At 45.4% G+C, this 25,615-nt stretch carries 13 protein-coding genes; 12 read left to right on the top strand and 1 reads right to left on the bottom strand.

The genetic code is table 11. The features are described 5' to 3' along the window. The 3 genes from H3S94_RS11045 to H3S94_RS12030 form a co-directional block, all read left to right on the top strand. Positions 1–3,127 (top strand): invasin domain 3-containing protein (locus H3S94_RS11045; protein WP_198241097.1); only part of this gene is annotated, 3,127 nt, incomplete at its 5' end. Positions 3,128–3,224: 97 nt separating this feature from the next. After that, positions 3,225–6,287: an autotransporter outer membrane beta-barrel domain-containing protein gene (locus tag H3S94_RS12035; RefSeq protein WP_198241096.1), complete on the top strand. Its 3,063-nt coding sequence runs from the start codon at positions 3,225–3,227 to the stop codon at positions 6,285–6,287. Positions 6,288–7,731: 1,444 nt separating this feature from the next. Further along, positions 7,732–7,863, top strand: a complete 132-nt coding sequence (locus tag H3S94_RS12030) for a hypothetical protein (RefSeq protein WP_255520176.1) — start codon at positions 7,732–7,734, stop codon at positions 7,861–7,863. Between the two features lie 251 nt (positions 7,864–8,114). Here H3S94_RS12030 and H3S94_RS11035 read toward each other — a convergent pair whose 3' ends face one another. Beyond that, entirely contained in the window at positions 8,115–11,003 is a 2,889-nt protein-coding gene (locus H3S94_RS11035; protein ID WP_198241094.1) for an autotransporter outer membrane beta-barrel domain-containing protein, read from the bottom strand. A 1,224-nt stretch (positions 11,004–12,227) separates the two neighbouring features. Between H3S94_RS11035 and H3S94_RS11030 the strand changes: the two genes are divergently transcribed. The 9 genes from H3S94_RS11030 to H3S94_RS10990 all read left to right on the top strand — a co-directional run bounded on the left by H3S94_RS11030 (position 12,228) and on the right by H3S94_RS10990 (position 25,562). Continuing rightward, positions 12,228–14,108 (top strand): MotA/TolQ/ExbB proton channel family protein, encoded by a 1,881-nt coding sequence (locus H3S94_RS11030; RefSeq protein ID WP_198241092.1) that lies wholly within the window; start codon positions 12,228–12,230, stop codon positions 14,106–14,108. A gap of 3 nt (positions 14,109–14,111) precedes the next feature. Beyond that, complete coding sequence (locus H3S94_RS11025) at positions 14,112–14,972, top strand: OmpA family protein (RefSeq protein WP_198241091.1); 861 nt, start codon at positions 14,112–14,114, stop codon at positions 14,970–14,972. Further along, complete coding sequence (locus H3S94_RS11020) at positions 14,959–16,287, top strand: EH signature domain-containing protein (protein WP_198241090.1); 1,329 nt, start codon at positions 14,959–14,961, stop codon at positions 16,285–16,287. The genes H3S94_RS11025 and H3S94_RS11020 overlap by 14 nt, the downstream gene beginning before the upstream one ends. A gap of 10 nt (positions 16,288–16,297) precedes the next feature. Beyond that, a complete protein-coding gene (locus tag H3S94_RS11015) occupies positions 16,298–19,423 on the top strand; it encodes a DEAD/DEAH box helicase (protein WP_198241089.1) in 3,126 nt (1,041 codons plus the stop codon). Positions 19,424–19,981: 558 nt separating this feature from the next. Beyond that, positions 19,982–20,956, top strand: coding sequence for an ABC transporter permease (locus tag H3S94_RS11010; protein WP_198231645.1), 975 nt, complete (start codon positions 19,982–19,984; stop codon positions 20,954–20,956). Then, positions 20,953–21,855, top strand: coding sequence for an ABC transporter permease (locus tag H3S94_RS11005; protein WP_198241088.1), 903 nt, complete (start codon positions 20,953–20,955; stop codon positions 21,853–21,855). The genes H3S94_RS11010 and H3S94_RS11005 overlap by 4 nt, the downstream gene beginning before the upstream one ends. After that, positions 21,852–22,916 carry an ABC transporter ATP-binding protein gene (locus tag H3S94_RS11000; RefSeq protein WP_198241087.1) on the top strand — a complete coding sequence of 355 codons (1,065 nt, stop codon included), beginning with the start codon at positions 21,852–21,854 and terminating at the stop codon, positions 22,914–22,916. The genes H3S94_RS11005 and H3S94_RS11000 overlap by 4 nt, the downstream gene beginning before the upstream one ends. Next, on the top strand, positions 22,909–23,937 hold the full coding sequence (locus tag H3S94_RS10995) for an ABC transporter ATP-binding protein (RefSeq protein WP_198241086.1): 1,029 nt from the start codon (positions 22,909–22,911) through the stop codon (positions 23,935–23,937). Before H3S94_RS11000 ends, H3S94_RS10995 begins: the two co-directional genes overlap by 8 nt. Positions 23,938–23,993: 56 nt before the next feature. Further along, positions 23,994–25,562 carry an ABC transporter substrate-binding protein gene (locus tag H3S94_RS10990; protein WP_198231641.1) on the top strand — a complete coding sequence of 523 codons (1,569 nt, stop codon included), beginning with the start codon at positions 23,994–23,996 and terminating at the stop codon, positions 25,560–25,562. Positions 25,563–25,615: the final 53 nt, after the last annotated feature.

The following is a 25,615-nucleotide window of genomic DNA, read 5'->3' as shown; positions in this document are numbered from 1 at the left end:
CGCGTACTCGACATTGACCTTTACGGCCAAGGACAAGTATGGCAATCTGGTAGGTAACATCGCCGATAACTTGAAATTTGTTATGAAAAGCGGTACAAACGGTGGCATAACGATTGACGACATAAAAGAGACCGGAACACCCGGTACCTATACAGCAAAGCTCACAGGCACGATTACCGGCGATTATACGATTGTACCGGAATATAATAACGAGCCCGTGGGTTCTCTTTCAGCCACTGTGACATTGACAGCCGGTGCTCCTGTTGACAAGGATGGCGCAGGTAAGGAGCGTTCAACATTCATAGCCAAACCAACCTCGATCGCCGCAAACAACAGCGAAACCTCGACATTGATCTTTACGGCCAAGGACAAGTATGGCAACCAGATCACGGGTATCGCAAACGACCTTGCCTTTGATATTGCGATCAAAAACGGTCCCGCTCCTGACAAAAGCAAGTTGACGCTGTCTGCCATTAACGAGGAAGGTTCAAGCGGTGTCTATAAGGCAACACTCCAAGGCACGCTTGCCAATGTCTATACGATAACGCCGAAATTCAAGGGCAATGCTGTCGGCACCCTCTCAGTCGACGTGACATTGAGAGCCGGTGATCCTGTTGAAAAGGGTGAAAATAATGAACTGCGTTCAACATTCACAGCCTCCCGTCTTTCGATCGTCGCAGACGATGAGGAAACCTCGACATTGACCTTTACGGCCAAGGACAAGTATGGCAATCTGGTAGGTAACATCGCCGATAACTTGAAATTTGTTATGAAAAGCGGTCCTAATAGCGGGGGCATAACGATTGACAAGGTACAAGAGACCGGAACAGCCGGTGTCTATACAGCAACACTCAAAGGCACGATTACCGGCGATTATATGATTGTACCGTTATATAACAACGTGGCCGTGGGTTCTCTTTCAGCCACTGTGACATTGGACGCCATTGAATTGGTTCTTTCCTGGAATAATGGTATCACATCGGTCTCGGTGGATGATACGCAACTGCCAACATTCTTGGTTGTTGTGCGTGACAAGAGCACCCTCAGACTCATTCCAAACAAAACTGTCACATTCACCTTAAGTTCAAATGGAGGTGGCAAACCGTCAATCTATCCGGCCACAGTAAAAAGCGGTGCCGATGGCCAAATAACACAAGCACCGGCCGTGTCTGATAATACGGCTGAAACTGTGACTGTTACAGGACAGATATCAGGAACAACTGTTACTACCGACTTAAATATTACGTTTACTGCGGGAGCGATCGACTTCGCTACAACTACGATTTCTGCTGATCCTGCTACGATTGTTGCAGATGGTAAAACCACCTCAACGATCCATTATAAGCCAAAGGATGGTTACGGGAACCCTATTACCAGCATCGATGCGAGCACAATCACAAGTGAAATCATTGGGATAGACGCTAGTGGCATAACCATGGGGGGCTGGTCGTTTGTTGATGGTCATTATCAAGCGGTTTTGACATCTGGAACCAAAATCGGCGCTATCAAGGTGATACCGGTGATTAATGGAGAGGATGGCATTTCCCGCTCGACCGGTAATATACTCACCCTTATTCCAGGGACTCTAGACGCTAGCCAAAGTGAGATCAAAGCGATTCCAAGCGAGATTGTAGCAAATGGAAAGTCAACAAGTCGTATCGTGTTTATCCCACGCGATGCAGCGGGCAACTTCATTTCGACGTTGAAAACTGAAACCATTGGTCAGGTGATTACCCCTCAAGATACCAACGGACCAAGAGACACGTCTATGTCAGCCTGGTCGTATGATAAAGGTGCGGGTGTCTATGTCAGCACGTTGACATCAGGTACAACGATAGGTGCTATCAACATCATGCCTACTGTTAATGGTGGAGATGCCGCTACAATAGGTGTAACGGATACATTGAAGCTTATTGAGATTCCTGGCCAGAACGTCAATATCGATATTGCTCATACCGATAACGCGATAGCCGATGGTGTTGCGACCAATGTTGTTACCGTCACTTTAACCGATGACAACGGCGTAGCATTAGTTAATAGGCAAATCACTGTTACACCTTCCAATAGTGAGCTTTCGATTGATGGTGCAAAGGGCAGCACAGACCGTAGGACAAATGAAGAAGGCAAGGTCATTCTTCAAATGGCATCAACCTATGCATCATGGCTTGGCAGCAATGGATTTACGGTCACTTTAGAAGGCTTCAGTGCCCAAGGGGAGACAAATTTCAGCCTCTATGTCGACCAAAAAAATTCGTTGGTCAGTCTGGATAAAGCCATACTTTACAATAATGGCACAGACAAGTTGACCGCAACCTATGCGCCTGTTGACAAAGAAGGACGTGCTATTCCTGCGGAGTTGCTCCCTGTAACGTTCTCGACAACAGACCTCGGATCAACACAGGTCATCACGCAAAATGGCCTCGTGGCAACTGTAAGCTCGAAAAGCAGCCCGTCTAACTATAGGCTTTCTGTCACGATGACCAATTATTCTCAAGGTTGGCAGCCTAAGCCTGTCAATTATAAACTCCAACCGTTATCAGGTGTTTTGCTGGCAACTCTGGAAATCTCGCCGAAACTATGTGGTACTACAACAAGCCAGATTGCGAATGGAATGCCATTCACTTACTGCACACCAACGGATGGCGTTGACTACTATCATTCAGGTCTTGGGTTCGTTATTGAACTGAAACAAGCAAGCCCATTATGGGATAAGCAGTTAACGCTACACTCATCAACGGTTGATGGCGCTATTTACGTTTCCACTAAAGATGGAACAAAGACGCAAAACTGTTCGGTTCCGGTATCGGTTCTTCAGTCGTGGATGAATGATTTCGGGGATAATAACCACAACCTTAATCTATCATTCACAGACAAAACCGCTTACGATACCATCAACTGGCCCGGTTATCGCAAGCCAAACGGTGGCGGCGGTATAGGCGCATGTGATTACTATGACGGTCGTCAACACCTTGCTTTGAAACCTGATCTGCAAGGAAGTGGTAACGTTGAGTTTGAAGCCTATACGAAGAACCCGGAATCCAGCACTTTTTTCAGTGTTCCATTGACAGGTAGTCGTATGGATGCCGGCAAGCTGTCGTCAATTACGGTCAATATCTATGCTAATTAAGGGTTAAAAAAGTGAACCAACAGATATTTAGGCGAATAACCAAATTCGGGAATGTGCATTTCAGGACTTTCGATTTACTCGCTACAGGATTGTATAAATGTTTAACTCTTCGATCAGGAAAGCCACCTGGGCAAATGGGGTGTCTGTTTGCACTCTTATTGCGTCACAGTTTTACAGCAGTACATCTTTAGCAGAAACGTTAGTTTTTGACGGAAACAACACTTCTATTTTGCAAACCGATCCAACAGGTAACGGCGGCACTTATAAAAGTCTTTATTCGAGCAATATTTATAGTGACAATGTGGTTACTGTTGATGGTGGCACGGGCGGAGCAGGACAAGCCGCTTGGACAACAACCGGAACAATCAACGCACCTTACATTATCTATGGCGGTGTAGATGTCCAGTTGAACCGAGGCATGGGAGAAGGTATTACGGCGTCTGATATCTCGAACAATCAAATTTCGATCAGCAATGTCCGGTATAATTGGTCAGGCCAATCCGCTGCCAATGGAGGCTTGGAAAACGATGTGACCAATGGAGGGAGTGCGGGCGGCGGGTCTGTTTTCGGTGGTTTGAGTAGTGGTGGCGCTGGTAGTCATGGTGAAACCGGTGGCGCTAGTGGTGGAGATGGCGGGGCTGTAAACGATAATGTAGTAAACCTTTCAAATGTTGATTTGAAAGGTGGTAACGGTGGAAACGGTGTTGCTGGCAGCGGCGTAACCGGTGCGCTTAGTGGTGGAATAGGTGGTATGGGCGGCGCCTCTATTTTCGGGGGCTTGAGTATGGGTGGCTCGGCTGGTCTAAGTGAAAATGGCGGAGAAGGCGGTTCGGCTAGTAAAAACCACGTAACATTAATAGATGTAACCTTGACAGGCGGAGCAGGCGGTATTGGCGGTCAGGGCATGAATGGCAGTGTTGGCGGTGGTGTTGGCGGCATGGGGGGCGGTTCGGTCTATGGCGGCTTGAGCATTGGCGGGGCTGATGCCGGATTCATATCGGGTTACATAGGCGGATACAATGTCGGGGGCAATGTCAACGGTAACCGGGTCGCACTGACAAATGTTACTTTGATTGGAGCTGCAGGGGGAGATGGCGGTGGAAGTCATGCCGGCGGCGGGGGTGCCGGTGGTATGGGCGGTGGCTCGGTTTTTGGAGGACTGAGCATTGGCGGTGCGGCAGGCTGTCAGATGATGGGTATAGGTACGGGTGGTGCAGGCGGCAGTGTCAGTGAAAACACAATTACATTGACGAACGTTATTCTAAAGGGCGCAGATGGCGGAAAAGGCGGCTCGGCGTTAGCAGATGCGGCCGGACTTGGGCATGATGGTATTGAGGGCGGAAGTGTTTTTGGCGGTGTAAGTATCGGGGGAGCTAGCGGCGACGGTGAGGGAGGAAGTGGAGGAAATGTAACCGATAACACGGTTACCATAACCGGAAAATCGTTAATTTGGGGCGATGTCTATGGCGGCTATAGTATTGGCGGTGCAGCGTATAGCACAAATAGCGGATCTGGTGGCGCAGCTACCGGCAATACGATTACGTTGGTAGGCGCTGACATCAAAATTGGTGCGCGTGATGATGATGGCAATGTGACGACCTACGGCTCAATCTGGGGCGGACGGAGTGTCTATGGCGACGGATCGGACAATACCGACTTCGATACAGTTATTAAAGGTAACACACTTAATCTCATCGGTTATCGCGGAACTGTTTCCGGTATCTACAATTTCGAGAACTACAACTGGACATTGCCAAGTGATGTGAAGAATGGCGATGTGCTTGTGACAATTGCCAATGGTGGCACTGCCGTTGATTTGACCGATACCAAACACACCATTGCCATGGTCAATGATGGCAGCCGTCTGAAGGGCGGTGACAGGGTTACCATGATCGATAAGACGACAGGCAGCCTTGCCTCACAGAATTATACCATCAGGCAGGGTAGCTTCATTGTCTATGATGCGACATTGGCACAGCAAAACACAGGCAATAATGCATTGGTATTGACTATTAATAATAACACCGATGACGTACCGGACGGCGGCGGCAATAGCGGCAATAACGGTGACGGCGGCAATAGCGGCGGCAATAACGGTGACGGCGGCAATAGCGGCGGAGGCGGTTCAGCTGCCAAGATCAATCCGCAGTCGAAATCTTATTCGGAAGGCCGTGCGGCAGCCCTTGGCTTTGTCAATCAGGGTAGTGACCTGATAGCAACTGCCGGTATAGACCATATCCGCATCATGGTGCGCGCCAATGAGGATAATTTCAACCGTCCGGCTTTCATACCGTTCATGATCGCCAATGGTTCATCACAACGTTATAAGACAGGCAGCCATGTGGATATAGACGGCTTCAACATGGCGGTCGGTCTTGCCACAGGCTTCGATTTTGCAGCTGGCCACAAGGCCACTGTGGGAGCCTTCTTTGAATATGGCCGTGGCACCTATGATACCTATAACAGCTTTACCGACTTTGCCTCTGTGCATGGTGACGGCGATAGCAACTATAAGGGCGGCGGCATCTTCGCTCGTATCGACTTTGCAGGCACCGGTCTTGGCCGTGTGCGCCAGCTTGCCGCCGATCAGGCCGATGGTCTTTATGTGGAAGCCTCGCTTCGTGCCGGTCGCGCCAAGAGTGAATTCGATGTCGGGCGCAATGCCAATCTACTTGGTAACTTCACCGGTGTCTATCGTGGTTCTTATGATAGCCCGGTGACCTATTATGGCGGGCATGTTGCCGGTGGCTATGTGTTCAACATCAATGAAAGACAGGCGCTTGATGTCTTTGGTCGTTATTTATGGACGCATATGGATGGTGATGATGTTTCTGTCGCCAATGAGCCGCTTCACTTTGACAGCTCGACCAGTTCACGCATTCAGCTTGGTGGTCGTTATGCTTATGCCTTTAATGAACAGTTCAAGCCTTACATTGGTGCAGCCTATGAATACGAGTTCGATGGCGAGGTGACGGCGAAAGCCTATGAGTTCAATCTCGACCGTCCATCGTTAGAGGGTAGCACCGGTATTTTCGAGGCTGGCTTTAGCCTTCAACCGGTTGCCAGCAACAAGGCCTTGAGCATTGATGTCAATGGTCAGGGCTACGCCGGACAACGCCAAGGCGGCGGTGGCGGCATCAAGCTCAAATACCAGTTCTAATTGCTATCGTGGTAGGGGTGTGAACAGGTGTCAGAGTGTTTGAAAACATTTTATAAGCCTCGCGTGGGCTAGACTTGCAAACAAAGAAGAACTCCTGAAGGCAATATGTTTCCAATTTGAAAAGTTTTCTGGCTTATCGGGGCAATTGCCTTCAGATTTATCTAACCTTCCGACAATGGAGGGGCGTAAAAAGGCTCCAAGATAACGATTGAAGATTTGGTTGCTTATTTGCTTAGGGGGGAGCTCCAAGATAACGATTGAAGATTTGGTTGCTTATTTCCTTGAGTGAAACAAGCTTGTTTTAAAATGTCCGGATTTTGTTTCAAAAGGCCAACCTGTCGATTTTCATGAAACGGGATTTAATCAAAATCAGTTTCACTGAAAGATTCTACACCGACCATGAGAATGTACCGCTTGGAACTTTTTTAATCACGCAGTTGAATCATGCCAAAATAGAGACTATCGATCGAGAGCGATCTTTACGATATTTAGCCTCGTGCTTCCTCTTCAATTGGCATTTGACGGGCAGATCATTCTTGATTGGTTTGCTTGAATTGCTATAACGAAATCAGCCTCTCGGCTCGTTCTTATCCCGTTACATCCATCTATAACGTAACTCTAACATTTACAGTTCCGGATAGGGTGGCCTTTTCGCCCCCCGCGCGCTTTTCGTAAAACACTCTTCCTTGGCGCGGGGTGGGGCGCCCGGTAGCTCGTCAGGCTCGTAATCTGAAGGCCACAGGTTCAAACCTACCCCCGCAACCAATCACCCCACGACTTCTTTCTTCTCCTGCTTTCGCCGGATTCTCACCTATCAATATCCTCCTTATATAAGCGCTGCGCTTCCCTTTACCCGCCCGCGGCTCTGCCAGCCTTCAAACGCTTGTCGTTTGGCGTATGTGTAACGCGTTCCGGAAATAAAGCTTCTCTATCAAAGATCTTTAACCTAAAACTTGCGCGTGTTTGATCCCGTCTCTGACACTCGATTCTGACACCTAGCCCGCGTCTTCTTTACCCATTGGTCCCTCATCTGCTTTTCACATCAATCAAACCATATCATATTCGTCTGAAACCAAATCCAGGCGTGCCTTCTTCATATGGATTGGAGCGCTTGCCCACTGCGGCTAAACTATTACAAAAAGGATAAACCGTTATAATAAGTACATTATAGTATACAGAGTTGATAAAAATTTTGTCGGTCACGTTGCCTCAATGAGGTTCTTGCCTTGGCAAGCTAAATGTTAAAGACATGTCTGAAGTTGGTGGAAAATACTCTGCTTGTTAAAATAGCGATAAACGAGTTTATTTATACTTGTGTGGAAAGGCTTCTCGTGCCGCCACGGAATATTTGGTAAAAGGTTGGTCACGAACGCGATGAGCTGCGCGCCGAATTGGAGAAATTGAAAAAATTGTTTCTTTGGAAGCCGATATAGCGGCAACTGCAATGGAACGCCGTCATATATTGGAAGAACTACGCAATGAATTAAAAATAGACGTTCCGGATATTGATGTTGTTATCAGCGAGGAAACCGACGCATTACGGTTTCAGAAAGATGGACTTTTTGCCACTTTATAAAGGCCGGCCGATACCGGCTTCTATTACGACCGGCCGATACCGGCTTCTATTACGACCGGCCGACAAAGTAGATCGTTTTAAAACTTGTCGGAAGATGTGCAGTCTGACAAAAACAGTGCCGAACTGTGAAAAGCCGCTTTGATCGGCAATAGATTCCACAATATGAGACAAAACCACATATCAAAACTGATATTTGCCGCGTTTTGAACAAGGCAATGACAAATGTAAAAGCTATATCGGCCTGCTCATAATCAGAACTGGTATTTAATCTTGAGGCCGCCGCCACCACCTTGGCGTTTGCCGATATAACCCTGTCCGCTAATGTCAACACTTAACGCTTTTATAGTGCTTATCGGGGTCATCGAAACACCTGCCTCGAATATGCCGGTGTCTCCCTCAAGTGAAGGTTTATCCAGTTTTAATTGATAAGCATATGCGCCAATTTTACCATCAAATTCATGATCGTAGGCGACACCAACAAAAGGTTTGAACTGCTGGTTATAAGCCATCGTGTAACGCGCGCCAATGCGAATGCGCGAACTGTCAGCGTCGTCGAACCTGAGCTTGTCGACACCGATGGTAACGGTTTCGCTGTCAATCTTTGTCCATAGATAACGGGCATAAACATCAACCGAATTGCGTTCGTCAAAATTCATGACATAACCGACACCGCCATGCAGACCATAGTAGTCGGCACCGCTATCATATTTGCTGCTGCCGCCGGTAATTCCCAAAATATCATTGGTATCAAAATCGGTATCTATATGGCCAGCCCGGAATGACGCTTCGGCATAAAGGCCATCTGCCTGTCCGGCTTCGAGCTTGTCAACCAGACCAAGGCCGGTACCGGCAAAATCAATTCGCCCCAAAATACCGCCGCCTGTATAATGGGTATCGCCATCACCATGAACAGAGGCATAGGTTGCAAAACTGTTATAGGTGTCGTAAGTCCCACGGCCATACTCAAAAAATGCCCCAAGTGTCACAGCGTGTTTATTGGCAATTTCAAACCCGCTAGCCAGACCAACAGCCATATTAAAGCCGTCTACATCGGCATGGCTACCCGTTTTGTAACGGTTGGAACTGCCGTCAATGACCAAAAATGGCATCAAATTCATATTCCAAGCCTTGTCAGCACCTTCAAGAACCGCAGCTTTTGCCGAGCGTATGCCCGAATTGGCAATAAGGTCTGCAGCCTGGTTCAAAAACCCGAGGGAAGCCACACGCCCTTCGGAAAAAGCTTTGGAGCGCGGATTGATCCGTCCGGCCAGTTCATTACCGGGATTGTCTCCGCCATTACTGCTCGTATCTGTCATATTGACAGCCGTCAGAACATAGCCATCTTTTTCCTGTTGCAATTTCATGTCATAAATAATGAAATTGCCTTGGTGAACTTCCAAGCTGGGAACATCGGGCCCGTTTTTGGACTTGTCGATCAATGTTATTTTGTCGTTAACATGCAACCGGTTACCGTCATTTAGCAATGAAACTGTATGGCTGGTTTTTGCCAGATCAACAGGATCTGTACCTGTAATATGGACAAGTGCATCATTGTTCACAACATTTTTTGGCAAAACCCAATTGTATTTTTCAAAATTATAGATGCCTGCCATGCTTCCGCGAAATTCATTCAGGTTTAGCGTATTGCCGGTAAAAACATCATTCGATGAAGCAGCCGCGTCATAGCCGCCATACACCGAACCGGAAATTTTGACGCTTTCTCCCATCAACGTCACAATGTTGTTCGTTGCCGAACTACCAGAAGACATGCCACCGAAAACATCTCCGGTAATTGTCGCATCCTCGATAGCAACATTATTTGCTATCGCCCCACCATTTTGGCTCTGACCGCCTATGACACTTTGTGCACTGCTTTTGGCCGATACTGTTACCTTGTTTTCTGTTGCATCACCAAGTGAAGAAAACCCGCCTGTTACGCTTTTTTCGGCAATACCACCCTTCAACGCGACGGTGTTATTGATTGCATTGGTTGACGCCATTCCGCCATATATTACACCATTAACCGTCGCATCGGTAATAACCGCACTGTTGTTTGACGCCTCGCCAAGTGTTGAAAACCCCGCAAAAACATCAACAGTACTGCCACCCGTCAAAAAAACTTTGTTAAAAGATGCCGCTCCAACGGATTTGCTTGATCCGCCAAAAATGCTATCTTTGACAGTGCTTTGTGTTATTGTCACTACATTATTCAACGCCGCACCGTTGGCCACACCGCCATAAATGCTACCGCCGACCGTTGCGCCCGTGATAGTGACCCTATTACCATCATCTTCATTTGTGCCACCAGCAGTGCCAACGCCGTACTCAATTTGACCACCGTATACCTCGCCGGTAACTTCGGTGTTTTCTTCAATGGTAACACTATTGCCTTTGGCTGATCTTGCTGTTTCCGAAGAACCGCCCGATTGGTACAGGTACCCACCGATAACTTGGCCTACTTTAGTATTTATAGGCCCTTTACTTGCTATATTAACATGGTTTCCCCACGCATCGCCATCCGCTATAGCAAATCCCCCATAAATCGTACTATTTTCAATATCTGCACTATGAATGGTAACGGTGTTGTTATTGGTATCACCCAATCCCGAGGAAAAACCGCCATAAATTTTTGTCCTCGAAGAAAACTTACCCGACTCTATAACAACACGATTGCTATTTGCGGTTCCGTACTCGGCTAAGCCGCCGTAAAAATTACCTGATAAGGTAGTGTCCTTTACATAGACATAATTATTATTGGCACTTCCTGTATCGCCTTCTATACGCCCACCGTAAACATGGTTTTGAATTTTAGCGCCATTCAAAATAACTTTATTATTGCTGGCTTCGCCAAGACTATTTAAGCCACCTATAACGTTATAAGGCGAAACATAGTGAGTTTCATCAGTTTCATCAAACGATAAATTATTATCATTTGATACGGTAATAGTGTTATGCGATGACGAAGCTGTAGGATAAATAGATACATTAGCTCCATTAGGATCGAGATGAAGTTTGGCAGCATCTTCCGAAGTACCATTGTAAACAATATCCTCTGCATAGGCACTTGCCGAAGTTGATAAGGATAAACATAGCATCAACGTGAAAGTTGAAACTTTCACCGTCACATATTTATTTATCATATTTCATTTTCTCCTAAACCGCATTCGCAAGTCTATTGCAGACGACTTTTTCTCAAATTGAATGAATCACCCCCTGTAAAACATAAAAATCAATTTCATTCAAGAGTGGGTGCGATTATAAAATGTAAAACCGCATTAAAGCGTTTTTTGTGAAAAACGTTCTAAAAAGGTCAATTACAAAGTTTTTCTTGCGGATAAGTTGTTTTTTTAACGATCACGTCTGTTATTCTGATTTTTAATCCATTTGACTGGTATGGCGGTAAGAAATTCAAGGCAGATTATAGCTATTTTTGATGAGCTCTTAAGCCATTATTCTTTTCGCTCTATTATGCTGTATTGCGCTACAGTGTAGCCGTTCTAAAACCATGTTTTTTGATTTGCGCTTTTGCTCTTTTGCAGAAAATTACAGTTTTCCTGCATATGATCGAAGCGTGCCAAGGCGCCATATAAGCGCACGAACGCGTTTAAAAAGTCCGAAAATACGCCAAAATAAAAGATGCGTAGAATTTAATTTGAAACGATACACCTGTCAAAGTGCTTGCCCCTGCTCATAGCAAATATCAAGCTGGCAAAATATCAAGCCCGGCAAAATTCCGATGGCAAAAGGTCACGGTTCTACATTGAGGATCAATTTTATTTTCTCGCTTCCGGTGATATTTAAAAACGGCCAGATACAAATAACGCAAGTGGCAGATTTCCGATAAACGTTAAAACGAACAACCCGTTGACAATATTCAATAAAACATTGTGCATTCAACCGGTATTACCGGCAACAACCTCTTTTTTATTTAAACAACACATATTCTCGTCATATCGCGGCCGGTATTTGTTTCGTTTCGGGCGACGAAGCACGGTATTACCGCGATTGCTTCATTCCGGATTGAAGCAGGTGTCAGTTTAGAGCCTTGTTCAAGCGCAATGATTGTATAGTTCACCGGTTGCTGTCTGACGTCATCTTCGTAATGTGTTCGGAGGTTCAAGGAAAACGTCTGGAAAAAGGAATCCGAAACATGTGTCAAGCTTTAGATAATAAGGGGGAGGAAAGCCCTCATGTAGAAAAAGTATTCTCAACTTTTTAACAGAAGTCTACACTTTTTAAGTGTGCTGATATTGCGAATGCAAATAATTATGGTTTAAAATTTCATATTGGGAGTTGTAATAAACAATATAGGCATCTTAAAGTTGATCGATAATTATACGCAATATGTGTAAGGGATTATTCTTGTGGATTTGTTGCTAGGCTTGGGACGGGGTGTAGTCCACGTTGTTTTGTTTGTTGCGGGACTTGTAAAAAGCGAAGCATCACCTGGTTTGGTTGCTCTTGCTCTTGTGGTCGCACTGGTTGTTCTTGCATCCATTTTTTCTATTAAAGGTGCTCGTAAAATAAAGGCGGTCAAATGGATCCTCAAGGAGATTCGTCAAAATAGTAAGGGTCAAAAATTCGGAAGTGACATTACCGAAATTACCCGGGCTATTCGCGATTCTGCCAATGACGACCCCAAGAAACATCTGGAATCTGCTTGGCTGAATTATCGCGGAACATTTGTCATTGAAGATAAGAAAGACTCGAATAATCCTCAAGACATTATTGTGCATGGCGTCACACGGCCTTCTACTTTTTTCAATACCGAGGATCTGGGGTTTGGCCTAGGCGGATGGCGCATCGTTCCGGGGCTTTTTGTTTCTATCGGGCTATTCTTCACTTTTCTCGGTTTGGTCGCAGCCCTTTCGACGATGGGGCAAAGCAGTGAAATTACCAGTTCGGTGATGAGCCAATTGCTTTCAATTGCGGCGGCAAAATTTATCATGTCGCTGACGGGACTCTTATGTTCGATCATTTTTACAATATGGATGCGTCGCTTATACAGTCGGCTTGAATATCTATTGCATAATCTCTGTCGCGAAATAGAAAACCGGGTCTCCTACATAAATCTGGAAGATATTGCGATCAAGCAATTGAACGCGACTGTAGCACAGAAAGATCATTTCAAATCAATCGGTCTGGAATTGGTGGCAAAATTAGAAAGGCCGTTGGTTGAACTTCCGGATAAAATGAAAGAGTCCGTAAATTCGGCGATTGAGCCGGTTATGGAAAAAGTAAGCCAAATGGGCACTCAAGGGGTCGGCGATATGGTGTCGGGCTTGTCTGCCCAACTGACCAATTCTGTTACAGCGGCTTTACAGGAAGCAAGTGTTAGTATTGCAAATGCCGGAGATAAACTGGGACAAGTGGCGGATCGTCTCGAACAAAGTTCGGGAAATATAGGAAGTAATATGGAGGGGATCGTTGCAAGCGTGGTCAAGGGGGTTGATGAACTCAAACTCGCTTTATCGTCATTCAAGCAACAAATCCAAACAGTAACATCAGACGAGGCGACGGCTGCCGGAGAAAGGATGCAGGCTGTCGGGCATCAGGTGAGCGGATATATCGGCGATGCCGGTAAAGTTGTTGCTGACAGGGTCTCCAGTATAAGCAACGAGATTGCCCAAACGGTCGGAAATCTGGCTGAAAAAGCCGGCAAAGATCTGGTTGCACCCTTGGCAGATGTTGGAACAAGCCTACAGAGCCTTATTGGACAAATTAATAATAGCACAAATAATATGGCCTTGATGTCGGAAGGTGTAAAAGCAGGCGCTGAGGCATCATCACGTGCAGCAGTTACTTTCAATGGTTCAGTCGAAACATTGGTGGAAGCCGTCACACCGGTTCGGAATATTGTCGACGGAATGGGCACCTCAATAGAAAAATTGAATGAAAGCACAAATCACGTTGCAACCAGTGTTATCAATTCCACGAAAGCAGCCGGGCAAGCATTAGAGGCCGCAAAAACTATATTGAGCGATGAAAAGAATGCCATTAATGCGGCTTTGTCTGGCGTCAGTGACATGCTGGAGCGAATGAAAGGGCAAGGCGACCGGCTTGACACCATGGACGAGAAATTGGGTACAGCTTTTGAACAATATGCTTCCCAGGTGGAACAAGCGATCAACACTATATCCGAGCACGTAAATCAATTGCAAACCCGCCTGCAACCTGCGTTGGAAACGATGCGCGAGGTTGTCGAGCAGGCAGAGACATTTATGCCTCAGCAGACGCGGAGCTAATCAATGCGCTTTTTTCCCCGCACGAAAGAGCCGGATGAAGAGCAGGAGAGTGTCTTCATATCTATGACGGATATGACGGTCAGTTTTCTTTTTATCATTATTCTGCTTCTTGCCTATTTTGCCCAGCAATATAGTGAAAAGACGACAGTTCCACGTGACATTTATGAAAATGTTGTCAAAGAACGCGATGAACTGCGCGCCGAATTGGAGAAATTGAAAAAAATTGATCCTTTGGAAGCTTATATGGCCGCAACAGCAATGGAACGCCGTCGTATATTGGAAGAATTACGCAATGAATTGAAAATAGACTTTCCGGATCTTGATGTTGTTATCAGCGAGGAAACCGACGCATTACGGTTTCAGGGTGATGGACTTTTTGCCACCGGTTCGGCTGTTTTGCGCCCGGATAGGCAAGCTATTGTTGAAACATTATCAAAACGCTTAAGACAGATTTTACCCTGCTATTCCATCGGTAAACGGTCGAAATGGGAGCAAAGTTGTAATCCTAGCAATGCGATTATTGAATCGGTTCAAATCGAAGGGCATACGGATTCAACCGGTGATTTTATGTCCAATCTGGACTTGTCAACAGCACGCGCCAATAGCACCTTTGCCAAAGTTATCAGCGTTTCTCCGGACCTCGTCGATTTTTTAAACTTTAAACATCAACCGATCCTTTCGGTTGCCGGCTATGGCGAGATGCGCCCTGTCAAAGACAATTCGACCAAAGAGGGGCGCGACACAAATAGACGGGTTGATTTGCGGATCATTATGTATACACCGACGAGATCTGTCGAAATCGAACGCATTAAGAATGTGTTGAAAGATAGCCGTTTTGGAGGTGATATCATTGCGCCTCACTGAAGCTCTTCAACGTAAAATTTCGGCCAATTTTCTACTGCCGGCTCCGGCAAAAGGTGTCTTTGACGAGATTGCCAGGATTCATCATGAATGGCCGGATATAACACCCGATATTTCTGAAGTAGATCAGGAAGAACTCATTCAGGAAATGCTTCGTCATCTTGAAAACGATGAATGGGCCGGTGTTAGAGTCTCTTTTGTCGTTAAGGTTGCTTATGCGGTGTTTTCGCCAAATAATCGAAACAGAGAAGATCTCGCTTCTCTTCGGCGTTTTTATTATGAGGAAATCAAGGTATCTGACAGGCGATCTCTGCTCAATGCTTTTTTTAAAATATATCTTGAAAGCTTTCAAGAAGCGAGCGAACACACGCGGCTTCTTGCTGAAGCGCTTGGTGTTAACCATCAGTCATTGGGAGTGAAGTGGCAAAAACTTATTGCACTTGTGCCGGCCATTTTAAACCCTCTTTCGGCACCACAAGCACTTGCCGATAGAATGATTAATATGAGTGACGTTTACCAAGGAATGAGAGAACTTGGCATCTACAATCCTCATATGTTGGGGCTGATGAATGAGGCACATCTTCGCTTTCTGGCGATGGTGCATCAAAATCTTTATAAACGTGATGAAATGGAACGTATGATGAATTGGCTGAAGCCCGAAGGGCGGGAAGCCAAGGAAGTCGGTGCAGCTGAAGCAATTACAGCACTTATTAATGTCTGGAATGGACGCTCACCTTCAAAAGATGATGTTTCCTTTCTCACAAAAAAGTTGGTTTCCATTTATGGTGATCCACGCATCAGAAAAACCAGTGTTTGGGGGCAAGTCCCTGAAGGCGCTCGGAGAACATTTTTCCGCTGGCTTGCCGGCAACGACATTCGCTTCTTTCTGGACGTTGTTTCAAATGTTGAAAGAGATGTGGAAGACGGCGGGAATATGTGGGAAACACGACGTAAGTTCTGGCTCGATCTTTTTGATGAAGGCCGTATTGACGATGCATGGGTTGCGTTCAGCGATGACGGTTGGCGGGAAGCACGTCGTATCCGGCAATCCTTGCACGACGACACGACTATGCAATATGCGAAACAAATAGCCGGCGGTTATCGTGAAAAAACATCACTTCTCATAATGCGTATCGGTCGAAAAATCGTTGTAGAAGGTTCTCACAGTTATAAAGTTTACGTGTTTGACGAGAATGAACCAGAAGCCCCGAAAATGCATGAACGACGTTACGATTGTGACCGGGTTCGTAATATCGATCGGAAACGGGGCATTATACATATCGGGAACTGGCAACAGAAAGTTCTGTTAAAAATATGAGGCGGATAAGATGAAATTCGAGCTTTCGTTAGATGAAAAAAACAATGTCATTTTAACAGTCGATCCGCAACAGAAGAGTATTTTCCAGAAACTGTTTGGTGGTTCCCGGACAGAAAATCTTGATGAAGTCGACGATAAGTTGGCCTTTGCCATTGATGAATTGCGTTTCTTGTCGGAAAAGTATTCCAACAAGGAACAGCTGGATATTACATCGACACAAATCATGATGTCACCCCATCTTGCAGCCAGTCTTTCCAATGAAAGTGCACAACAGCTCGGTTTGCCACCTTTTACGGATTTAACGATTGAATTTGACGCTAAAAATACATTCGGTAGCCCTGAATTCAGACTTACTTACGAATGGCAACGCAACGGCATAAGGGAAGTGCCTCGTCGCAAAGGGGCTATTTTAGAGACAGAAAATGGAATGAAACGCATTCCAATCTGGTTGTTGGAAGCAATCGAAATTGCAGACAGTCACCATGCCGGAGAAAGCCTTGAAGATGATTGGGAGGCTTTGGCAAGATTTCGTAAGAAACTTGAACCGGGTGTGACGCTTGATAATAGTCGCGATGCGCATGTATCAATGACAGATTTCTTGAGTGGTCTGAAGGTAAGTCTGATTGACCGTTTTTCTATATCGCCCTTTGGAAAAGATGAATTTACAATTATTCCCTTTGATAGCGAGCACCTGCGGGAGCGCCAAGCATCGAGCGGAAATGATGAAATTTCAGAAAATCAAAGTGAAATTGATGGTATCAATCTGAAACGGTTCAACCGCTTGGTAAAAGACCGTGGTTCCTTAACGGCTTACAGTATCCAGGCAGGCCATTTCGTCGTGATTGAAAAATCAGCCAAGCTTGCGCTTGACGTTATGGCAAGAAAACAAAAGGCGTCGTCTTCCGAGCGACAGGAATTCATCAAAAATCCGGGCTTGGAAATACGTAATGCCGTCATTGATAAATTGAGGAGCGACGGAAAACTTGATGGTCTTGCACCGGATGCAGAAGAAGAACTAATTGAACGTTCAAGCGATCATTTGTTTGTCGAGACTAAAGAATATTCGGAACGCGTTACAGGAATTGGAGTATTTAAAAAACCCGATATTGGCGGCTTTATTGACAGCTATTCGACATGGGGTTTCGAGGATTTTGGCCAGTTGAAAGCAAGACTCGACGAAAAGTCGGTTGCAGAAATAGGTCATATAAAAGAAGATATGAAAACGGCTATAGCCGAGGGAAAACAGGAAATTCAAATAGATAACTTTGATATCCCGGTTTCCCAGAACAGTTACGACAATCTTGAAAAATACTATGATCAACGTGTTGCAATTGCCAATGGCGAAGAAGGCCGGCTTAATGACGAAAAGTCAATCGGTAGACACGATCTTGATGAAAAACAAGGACCTTATGTCCTGCAAACAAAAGACAACTTTGACGATTTGCAATGGTTGTCAAAGCTCAAGCCACGCAAAACCGATGTGTCCAACGCTATTCCCGGTTCAATTGTTACACCACTAAAAGAACATCAGAAAGAAAGTTTAAAGTGGCAAATAGAAGCTTGGAAAGCGGGACTACCAGGTATTTTGAATGCCGATGAGCAGGGTCTCGGAAAGACATTACAGACAATTGCATTTTTAGCCTGGCTAAAACAGGTGAATGCGAAGAACGAGATGAAAAAACCGGGGCCTTTTTTGGTTGTTGCTCCCACTTCACTCTTAGAAAACTGGCAAGACGAAGTTGACCGCCACCTCGTCAAGGGAGGGGTGGGATCATGCATGAAACTCTATGGTGCTTTGATTAATTTTTTTAAAAATGCGGGTGTCAAAGGTAAAGATACGGATGACGGGGAAGAAAAACTGAACTTTGAAGATCTGCATCAAGCGATCGAGGAGGGGCGGGGTCATCATTATTGGTTCATAACCACCTACACAACAATGAGTGACTATCAGCTTTCTTTAGCAAAGATACCATTCTCCGCCATTATCTTTGATGAAATTCAAACATTAAAAAATCCGACAACACGTGTATCCAAAGCTGCCAGTTCAATGAATGCCGATTTCCGTATTGGCTTGACAGGAACTCCGATTGAAAACAGTGCCGATGATCTTTGGTCCATTATGGATCAACTGTCACCGGGAACATTGAACACCCTTAAAGAATTTCGGGAACGTTATAAAAACGTCGATGAATCCAATATGGCAGAGCTTCACGATCGTATTTTCTTGCCACATAATTCAATACCACCTTTGGCTCTGCGTCGTATCAAAGATCAGGTTGCAAAAGATTTGCCGACCAAAACGCGTCTGCTTCATCCGGAAATAATGCCGGATGTCCAGATTGTAAAATATAATGAAGCGCGTCTGGAAGAGCTCAATAGTTCAAGAGGCAAGAAACTCAAACTTTTACATCATATCCGCGCGGTATCGGTGCATCCCGACATTGATATGATGTGCGATGAAGAGGAATATATTAATGCTTCTGCCCGGCTTAAAGCAACGATGGAGATTTTGAAAAAAATCAAGGCAAATGATGAGCGGGCACTTGTTTTTATTGAACATTTGAAAATGCAACGGCGTTTTTTAGTTTTAGTTCGAAGACAATTTGGAATTAAGCGTGTTGGCCTTATCAATGGCGAGACACCGATTGAACAACGCCAAAAAATTGTCCAACATTTTCAAAGACATTTGCAACATGATGAAGGTTTCGACTTGCTTGTTCTCAGTCCGCGAGCGGCGGGAACGGGCTTAACCCTGACAGCAGCTACCCATGTTATCCATCTTTCAAGGTGGTGGAATCCTGCGGTTGAAGAACAATGCAACGACCGTATACATCGTATCGGACAACAAAAACCGGTCAAAATACATATTCCGATGGCGATTCATCCTCGTTACCGGGAAAATTCTTTTGACTGCCATCTGCATAGTTTGATGGTGTACAAACGTCATTTGGCGAGTGCGACACTCTGGCCTATGGGTGATGGTCAAAGTGATGTTGCTGCACTTGAGCAGGGCATGACTGCTGAAGAATTCGATCAGACAGATAATCCGATCAAGAAAACAATGGAAAATATGTTCAAACGCGACGGCTCGCCGAATTATCCCCCCAATGCAGACGGGTCTTATACATATGAATAAGGCCGGATAGGGCGGCCGGTGATCGTGTTAAAGTGACCATTGTTCAGCACACTTCAGGCCTGCTGGCCGTTCGATATTTTATCGCAATTCAGGAAAGAGAATGTGACGCTATTAACAAAAGATGCGCTCACGATAAAACTTGATGACATCGCAAAAATTGTCAGCAGCAAAGCGGCCGCAACAGACAAAAGTTTCGATTGACGGCATCAATACCTGTCAGGGATGAACGGGATATAGCTTTTTGGGAAACATTCGCGCAAAGCGGTTTAAGGACGGCACTAACAATGCCGGGCACTAGATTCATTTATCTGGATAAACGGCGAAAAAGAGAAAAAATACTTATAATAATATAAAAAACAAAAATAAATTCCTCTCAATCATTTTCTTATATAAATAAAATATAGCCAGGAAAATAAACTACACTTGAAAAAAGGCAATTCTAATAAAAAGGAAAATCCGAATAAATTTGTAGTCAAAGTTTTGCATCTTCAACGCCGATCTTTGGGGGGTATTTTATCATCGGGTTGGAGATATTTTAAGTAAAGCCGGGAATTTCATATGGTTTTGTGGGTAGCAATCAGAATTTTTCAAGCTCTGATTATTGTATTTTTAATGTCTGTTATTGTTTTCATAGGCCTGCATGCCATTGGTAATCCGGTTGATATTTTGATTGGTCAGGATGTGGTTCAAACCGAACGCGCACGTATTATTGCGGCGATGGGGTTGGATAAACCGTTATATTTACAATATTTTGATTTTTTAAAAGGTTTGTTATCAGGCAATCTGGGAAACAGCTTTACCTATCACGTTCCCGCTGTAACACTGATTTTGCAACGTTTGCCGGCCACTTTTGAATTGGTCGTGGTAGCTATGGTTTTTGCTGTCGTCATAGGCGTTTTACTCGGAGCAATAGCGGGCCTACAACCTGAACGTCCTTGGTCGCGGCTCATTATGGCTGGAAGCATCTTCGGATTTTCTCTCCCGACCTTTTGGATAGGGCTGTTGATGATCCAGTTTTTTTGCGTCAATCTTGGTTGGCTTCCTGCAAGTGGAAGAGGCGAAACAGTCGAGATTTTGGGTATTGATTGGTCTATTTTTACATTGGATGGCTGGCGTCATCTTTTATTGCCTGCATTGACCATCTCTTTTTTCAAACTGGCAATGGTTATACGTTTAACACGTGCCGGCGTTCAGGAAATTCTGCCGCTTGACTTTGTCAAATTTGCACGCGCTAAAGGCCTTTCTCCGTTACGGGTTATTATATTTCATATTCTGCGCAATACACTGATCCCGCTTGTTACCGTATTGGGTTTGGAATTTGGCTCTATGATTGCCTTTTCTGTTGTAACAGAAAGTATATTTTCCTGGCCGGGTGCGGGAAAGCTAATTCTTGACAGTATCAATAATTTGGATCGTCCGGTGATCGTCACCTATTTGATGATAATTGTATCGATATTTGTTTCAATCAATCTGGTCGTGGATATTCTCTATAAAATACTGGATCCGCGTGTTCGTATCGAGGCGGGTCGATGAAAAATACTCGAAATCAATTTCTAAAGGAAACACCTTGGAAGCGACATGTCGTTGATTATTTCAGGTCTCCTCTTGCCGCATTTTCACTTGTCATTGCGTTGTTGTTTATTATAGCCGCAATTTTTGCATTCTGGCTTGCTCCGCAAAATCCTTATGATCTCGGCAAAGTTGATGTTCTGGATGCTTTGCAACCGCCCGGAGCTTCGGGAGTGGCAGGAGACCAGAGATTTCTGCTCGGTACCGATGGACAGGGAAGAGATATTCTTTCAAGCATCATTTACGGCTTGCGGACAAGTCTTATCGTCGGTGTGGGAGCGTCGTCCGCTGCGGGAATGATAGGCATATTTTTAGGTCTGGTTGCCGCTTATTTTGGTGGCAAAACCGATGCGTTCGTCATGCGGGCAGTCGATTTGATGCTATCGTTTCCTTCTATCCTTGTTGCGATGATGATATTGGCTTTTCTGGGGAAGGGACTGGAAAACGTTATTATTACTCTGATTTTGTTGGAATGGACCTATTACGCCCGTACAGCGCGTTCACAAGCATTGATTGAACGTCGGCGTGAATATGTGGAAGCGGCAACTTGCCTCGGTTTTTCCAATTTCAGAATTATGATAAGACAGATTTTGCCTAACTGTATGCCCCCGCTTATCGTTATCGGAACTTTGCAAATTGCCCGCGCAATTACATTGGAGGCGACATTAAGTTTTCTAGGCGTCGGCGTCGATGTGACCGAACCCTCTCTTGGAGCTTTAATCAATAATGGTTCACAAGAACTGCTTTCCGGCAGATATTGGATCAGCTTTTACCCGGGCATAGCTTTATTGCTGTTATTATTATCGTTCAATCTCGTCGGTGACCGGTTGCGCGAAGTTTTAAATCCGAGGAGCAATTCATGACGGGATTGTTACCCTCTGTTTCGGCATGTGGTGATGTGCTTCTCGATGTTTGTGAATTAACAACGAGATTTTCAAATCGCGGTGTCAGTTTTCCGGCGGTTGACCATGTTTCATTCACTCTCAAGCGCGGTGAAATACTCGGGCTTGTCGGTGAATCGGGATCGGGCAAGTCGGTAACCGGATTTTCAATTATGGGACTTGTTGACCCGCCCGGAAAAGTAGCCGGCGGAAAAATACTATTTAAAGGGCGTGATCTGTTAACGATGCGGGAAAAAGAAATGCGATCATTGCGAGGCAATAAAATTGCAATGATCTTTCAAGATCCGATGATGACACTTGATCCTGTCATGCGCATTGAAAAACAAATGACCGAAGCAATATTTGCCCATAGCAAAGTGGGCAGGAAACAGGCTTGGCAATGGGCACGCGACACATTGGGGCTTGTCGGCATTCCCAGTCCGGAAGAACGTTTAAAAGCTTATCCGCATCAGCTTTCGGGTGGAATGCGTCAACGTGTAGCGATTGCAATTGCACTCTTACATAAACCTGAACTGATTATTGCCGACGAACCAACGACAGCTCTTGATGTCACGATCCAGTCGCAGATCTTATCTGAAATTCAAAAACTGGCCACCCATTATGGAATGAGCCTGATCTGGATTTCGCATGATCTATCGGTTGTAGCAGGTCTCACAGATAAAATTGCCGTTATGTATGCCGGACGTATCGTAGAGCAGGGATCTGTAAGCAATGTTCTCGATCATCCGCAGCATCCTTATACATCGGGATTGATAAACAGTTTGCCGAGTCATAATGCGCGCGGCCATCACCTTGCCCAAATTCCGGGGATGACGCCAAGCCTTGCAAATTTGCCTGAAGGATGTGCTTTTTTTGACCGTTGCCAAAGGGCAAGCGCGCAATGTCAACAAGCTAAACCCGAATTGACGAAGCTGGGACCCGACCAGTGGGTGCGGTGTTATCATCCAACAGATGATCTTGTTGCCCATAAAACTATGAGGGATCATGCCGTCGCAGGTCGTGAGTTGTTGCCAAATGTCTGAATGCATAGAAAACACAAAAGCGACTGCGCCTCTGATCGCCCTTCACAATATTTCAAAAATATTCGGAAGAAGGAAAACAGGCTTTTTCGAGCGTCAATTTATCAGAGCCGGACTAGCGGATACCCCTCCACAAACGCATGCACTTGATGGAATAGAGCTGGCTATCGGTGAAGGTGAAGTGGTCGGGCTGGTAGGAGAATCCGGTTGCGGAAAATCAACGCTTGGCCGCATCGCCGCCGGACTTCTGCACCCTGATAACGGAACAAGGTTGGTTAAGGGAAAAACATTGGAGCAGATGGGCAAGGCAGAGCGAATGAAAGCCCGCCTTGAAGTGCAGATGATATTTCAAGACCCTTATGCAAGCCTCAACCCGCGTCAAAGGGTCGATCAGATTATAGGGGATGCTCCGCTCGTACATCAGCTCTGTTCACCTAAAGATGTGGACAATTATGTAGTGGAGATGATGCAGCTTACGGGACTTGATCCGCAGTTCCGTCAACGGTATCCGCACCAGTTTAGTGGTGGTCAGAGACAACGCATCGGCATTGCCCGTGCTTTGGCGGTGAAACCGTCTATGCTGGTTTGTGATGAAGCGGTTGCCGCACTTGATGTTTCTATTCAAGCTCAAGTGTTAAATCTGTTTATAGATCTGCGAGAAAAATTCAATCTCAGTTATCTCTTTATCAGTCATGATCTGGGAGTAGTCGAGCATATTTCCGATCGTGTCATAATCATGTATTTGGGACGAATTGTTGAAAGCGCACCTGTCGAAGACATTTTTCGCTTTGCCAATCACCCTTATACAAAAGCTTTGTTGGAAAATATTCCACGCATTGATCGCCGCAAACATGTTTTTGCACCGCTAAAAGGTGAAATACCAAGCCCTAACCATCCACCTTCGGGGTGTCATTTTCATCCACGTTGTCCGTTTGCAATCGAACGCTGCAAAACAGAACGACCAAAACTAAGGGAGGTGGCCCCCGAACATTTGAGTGCATGCCATTTGAACGACCAACTTTAACAGATCGACAAGAATAAGCCCGAAACAAAACGAACCAGGGCTGAAATGGAGAGACAATGAAGAAATTATTGACATCTATTGCGGCCACCTTACTGGTCGTTATGAATTATACTGCATCGGCAGATGATTTGAAGATAGGCTTTGCCGATCCGATCTCGTCAATGGATCCGCAATTGAACAATCACGCCGGTGACCGCTCGAACGATTTACACTTCTGGAATTTTCTAACGCAGATCAGAGATAATCGCGTTGAGCCAGATTTGGCTTCAAGTTGGAAAACGTTGGACGACAACACATGGGAATTCAAATTACGAGATGATGTAAAATGGCAGGATGGTACGCCGCTTACTGCCGATGACATTATTTTTTCCTATCAACGTGCGCGAAACGTTCCGGGATCGGTTGCGAGTTTCTCCGGTTATTTACGCACGATTGCATCTGTCGAAGCCAAAGATCCGCATACGCTGATTATTAAAACAACAGTACCAAATCCCGATATACCGCTCAATGTGGCTTCTGTTCATATTGTCAGTAAACACATTGGTGAAAACGCAACCACCGACGACTACAATTCCGGTAAAGCGATGGTGGGCACGGGGCCTTTCAAATTCCAATCATATGTTCCAGGCGACGTTGTTACCATGACACGCAGTGACACATATTTTAATGGTAAAAGCCCTTGGGACAATGTGATTTACCGCTACATTGCAAATCCCGCATCGCGTACGGCAGCCTTATTGGCCGGAGATGTGGATGTTATTGATAAAATTTCTGCATCCGATCTTGTCCGTTTGCGGAAAAATGAAAAAGTCAATGTCTACGAATATCCGGGTTTGCGGGTAATGCTGTTGCAACCGAGTTTCAATCCGGCTCCGAATGCCTATATCAAGGATAATAATGGCCAAGCTCTTGATAAAAATCCTCTAACAGATGTCCGCGTCCGTCAAGCACTGAATATAGCCATCAATCGTGATATTATTGTTGATCGCGTTTTACAGAATTCGGCAACAGTCGCCAGCCAATGGATGCCCGAAGGCGCGCCGGGTTACAATGCCCGCTTCAATAAAATTGCATTCGATGTTGATAAGGCAAAAAAATTATTGGCCGACGCCGGCTATCCCGAAGGTTTCCAGATGATTATACACGTGCCGTCCGATCGTTATCCGCTCGGTCCGGAGACAGCTCAGGCTGTGGCCCAGTTCTGGACAAGGATCGGCGTAAAAACCAAGGTGGAAGTTGTGCCATGGGCGGTTTATGCCTCGAAAGCACGTTCAAATGACTATGCTATGACGATGTTGGCCTGGGGGAATGGTACGGGCGAAGGCTCGTATGCGCTGGTCAATGTTTATGCTACAGTCTCTCCGGAAAAAGGTCTCGGCGCGTCGAACTGGGGGCATTACTCAAGCGAAGCCTTGGATCAAATTCTGGCAAAATATACCGAGACTTTCGACGATACGGAACGCGCCAGAATTATGGACCGTGCAGTCGAAATTATCAATGATGATGTGGCCGCTATTCCCCTCTACCACTACAAAAATATCTGGGCAACGCGCAAAGGTCTAAAGGTTACACCTTTAACGAGTGATAGAACAGTTGCACAAATGGTAGAAAAAATAAATGAATAATAAATTTATTTTATAATATAAATATCCACTATTATTATAGTTTGTAATAATAG

It is taken from the genome of Bartonella sp. B10834G3, assembly GCF_016102505.1.
Classification (GTDB): domain Bacteria; phylum Pseudomonadota; class Alphaproteobacteria; order Rhizobiales; family Rhizobiaceae; genus Bartonella; species Bartonella choladocola.
The sequence above is the reverse complement of the archived record's forward strand: the minus strand, read 5'-3'. Positions and strand labels throughout refer to the sequence as shown.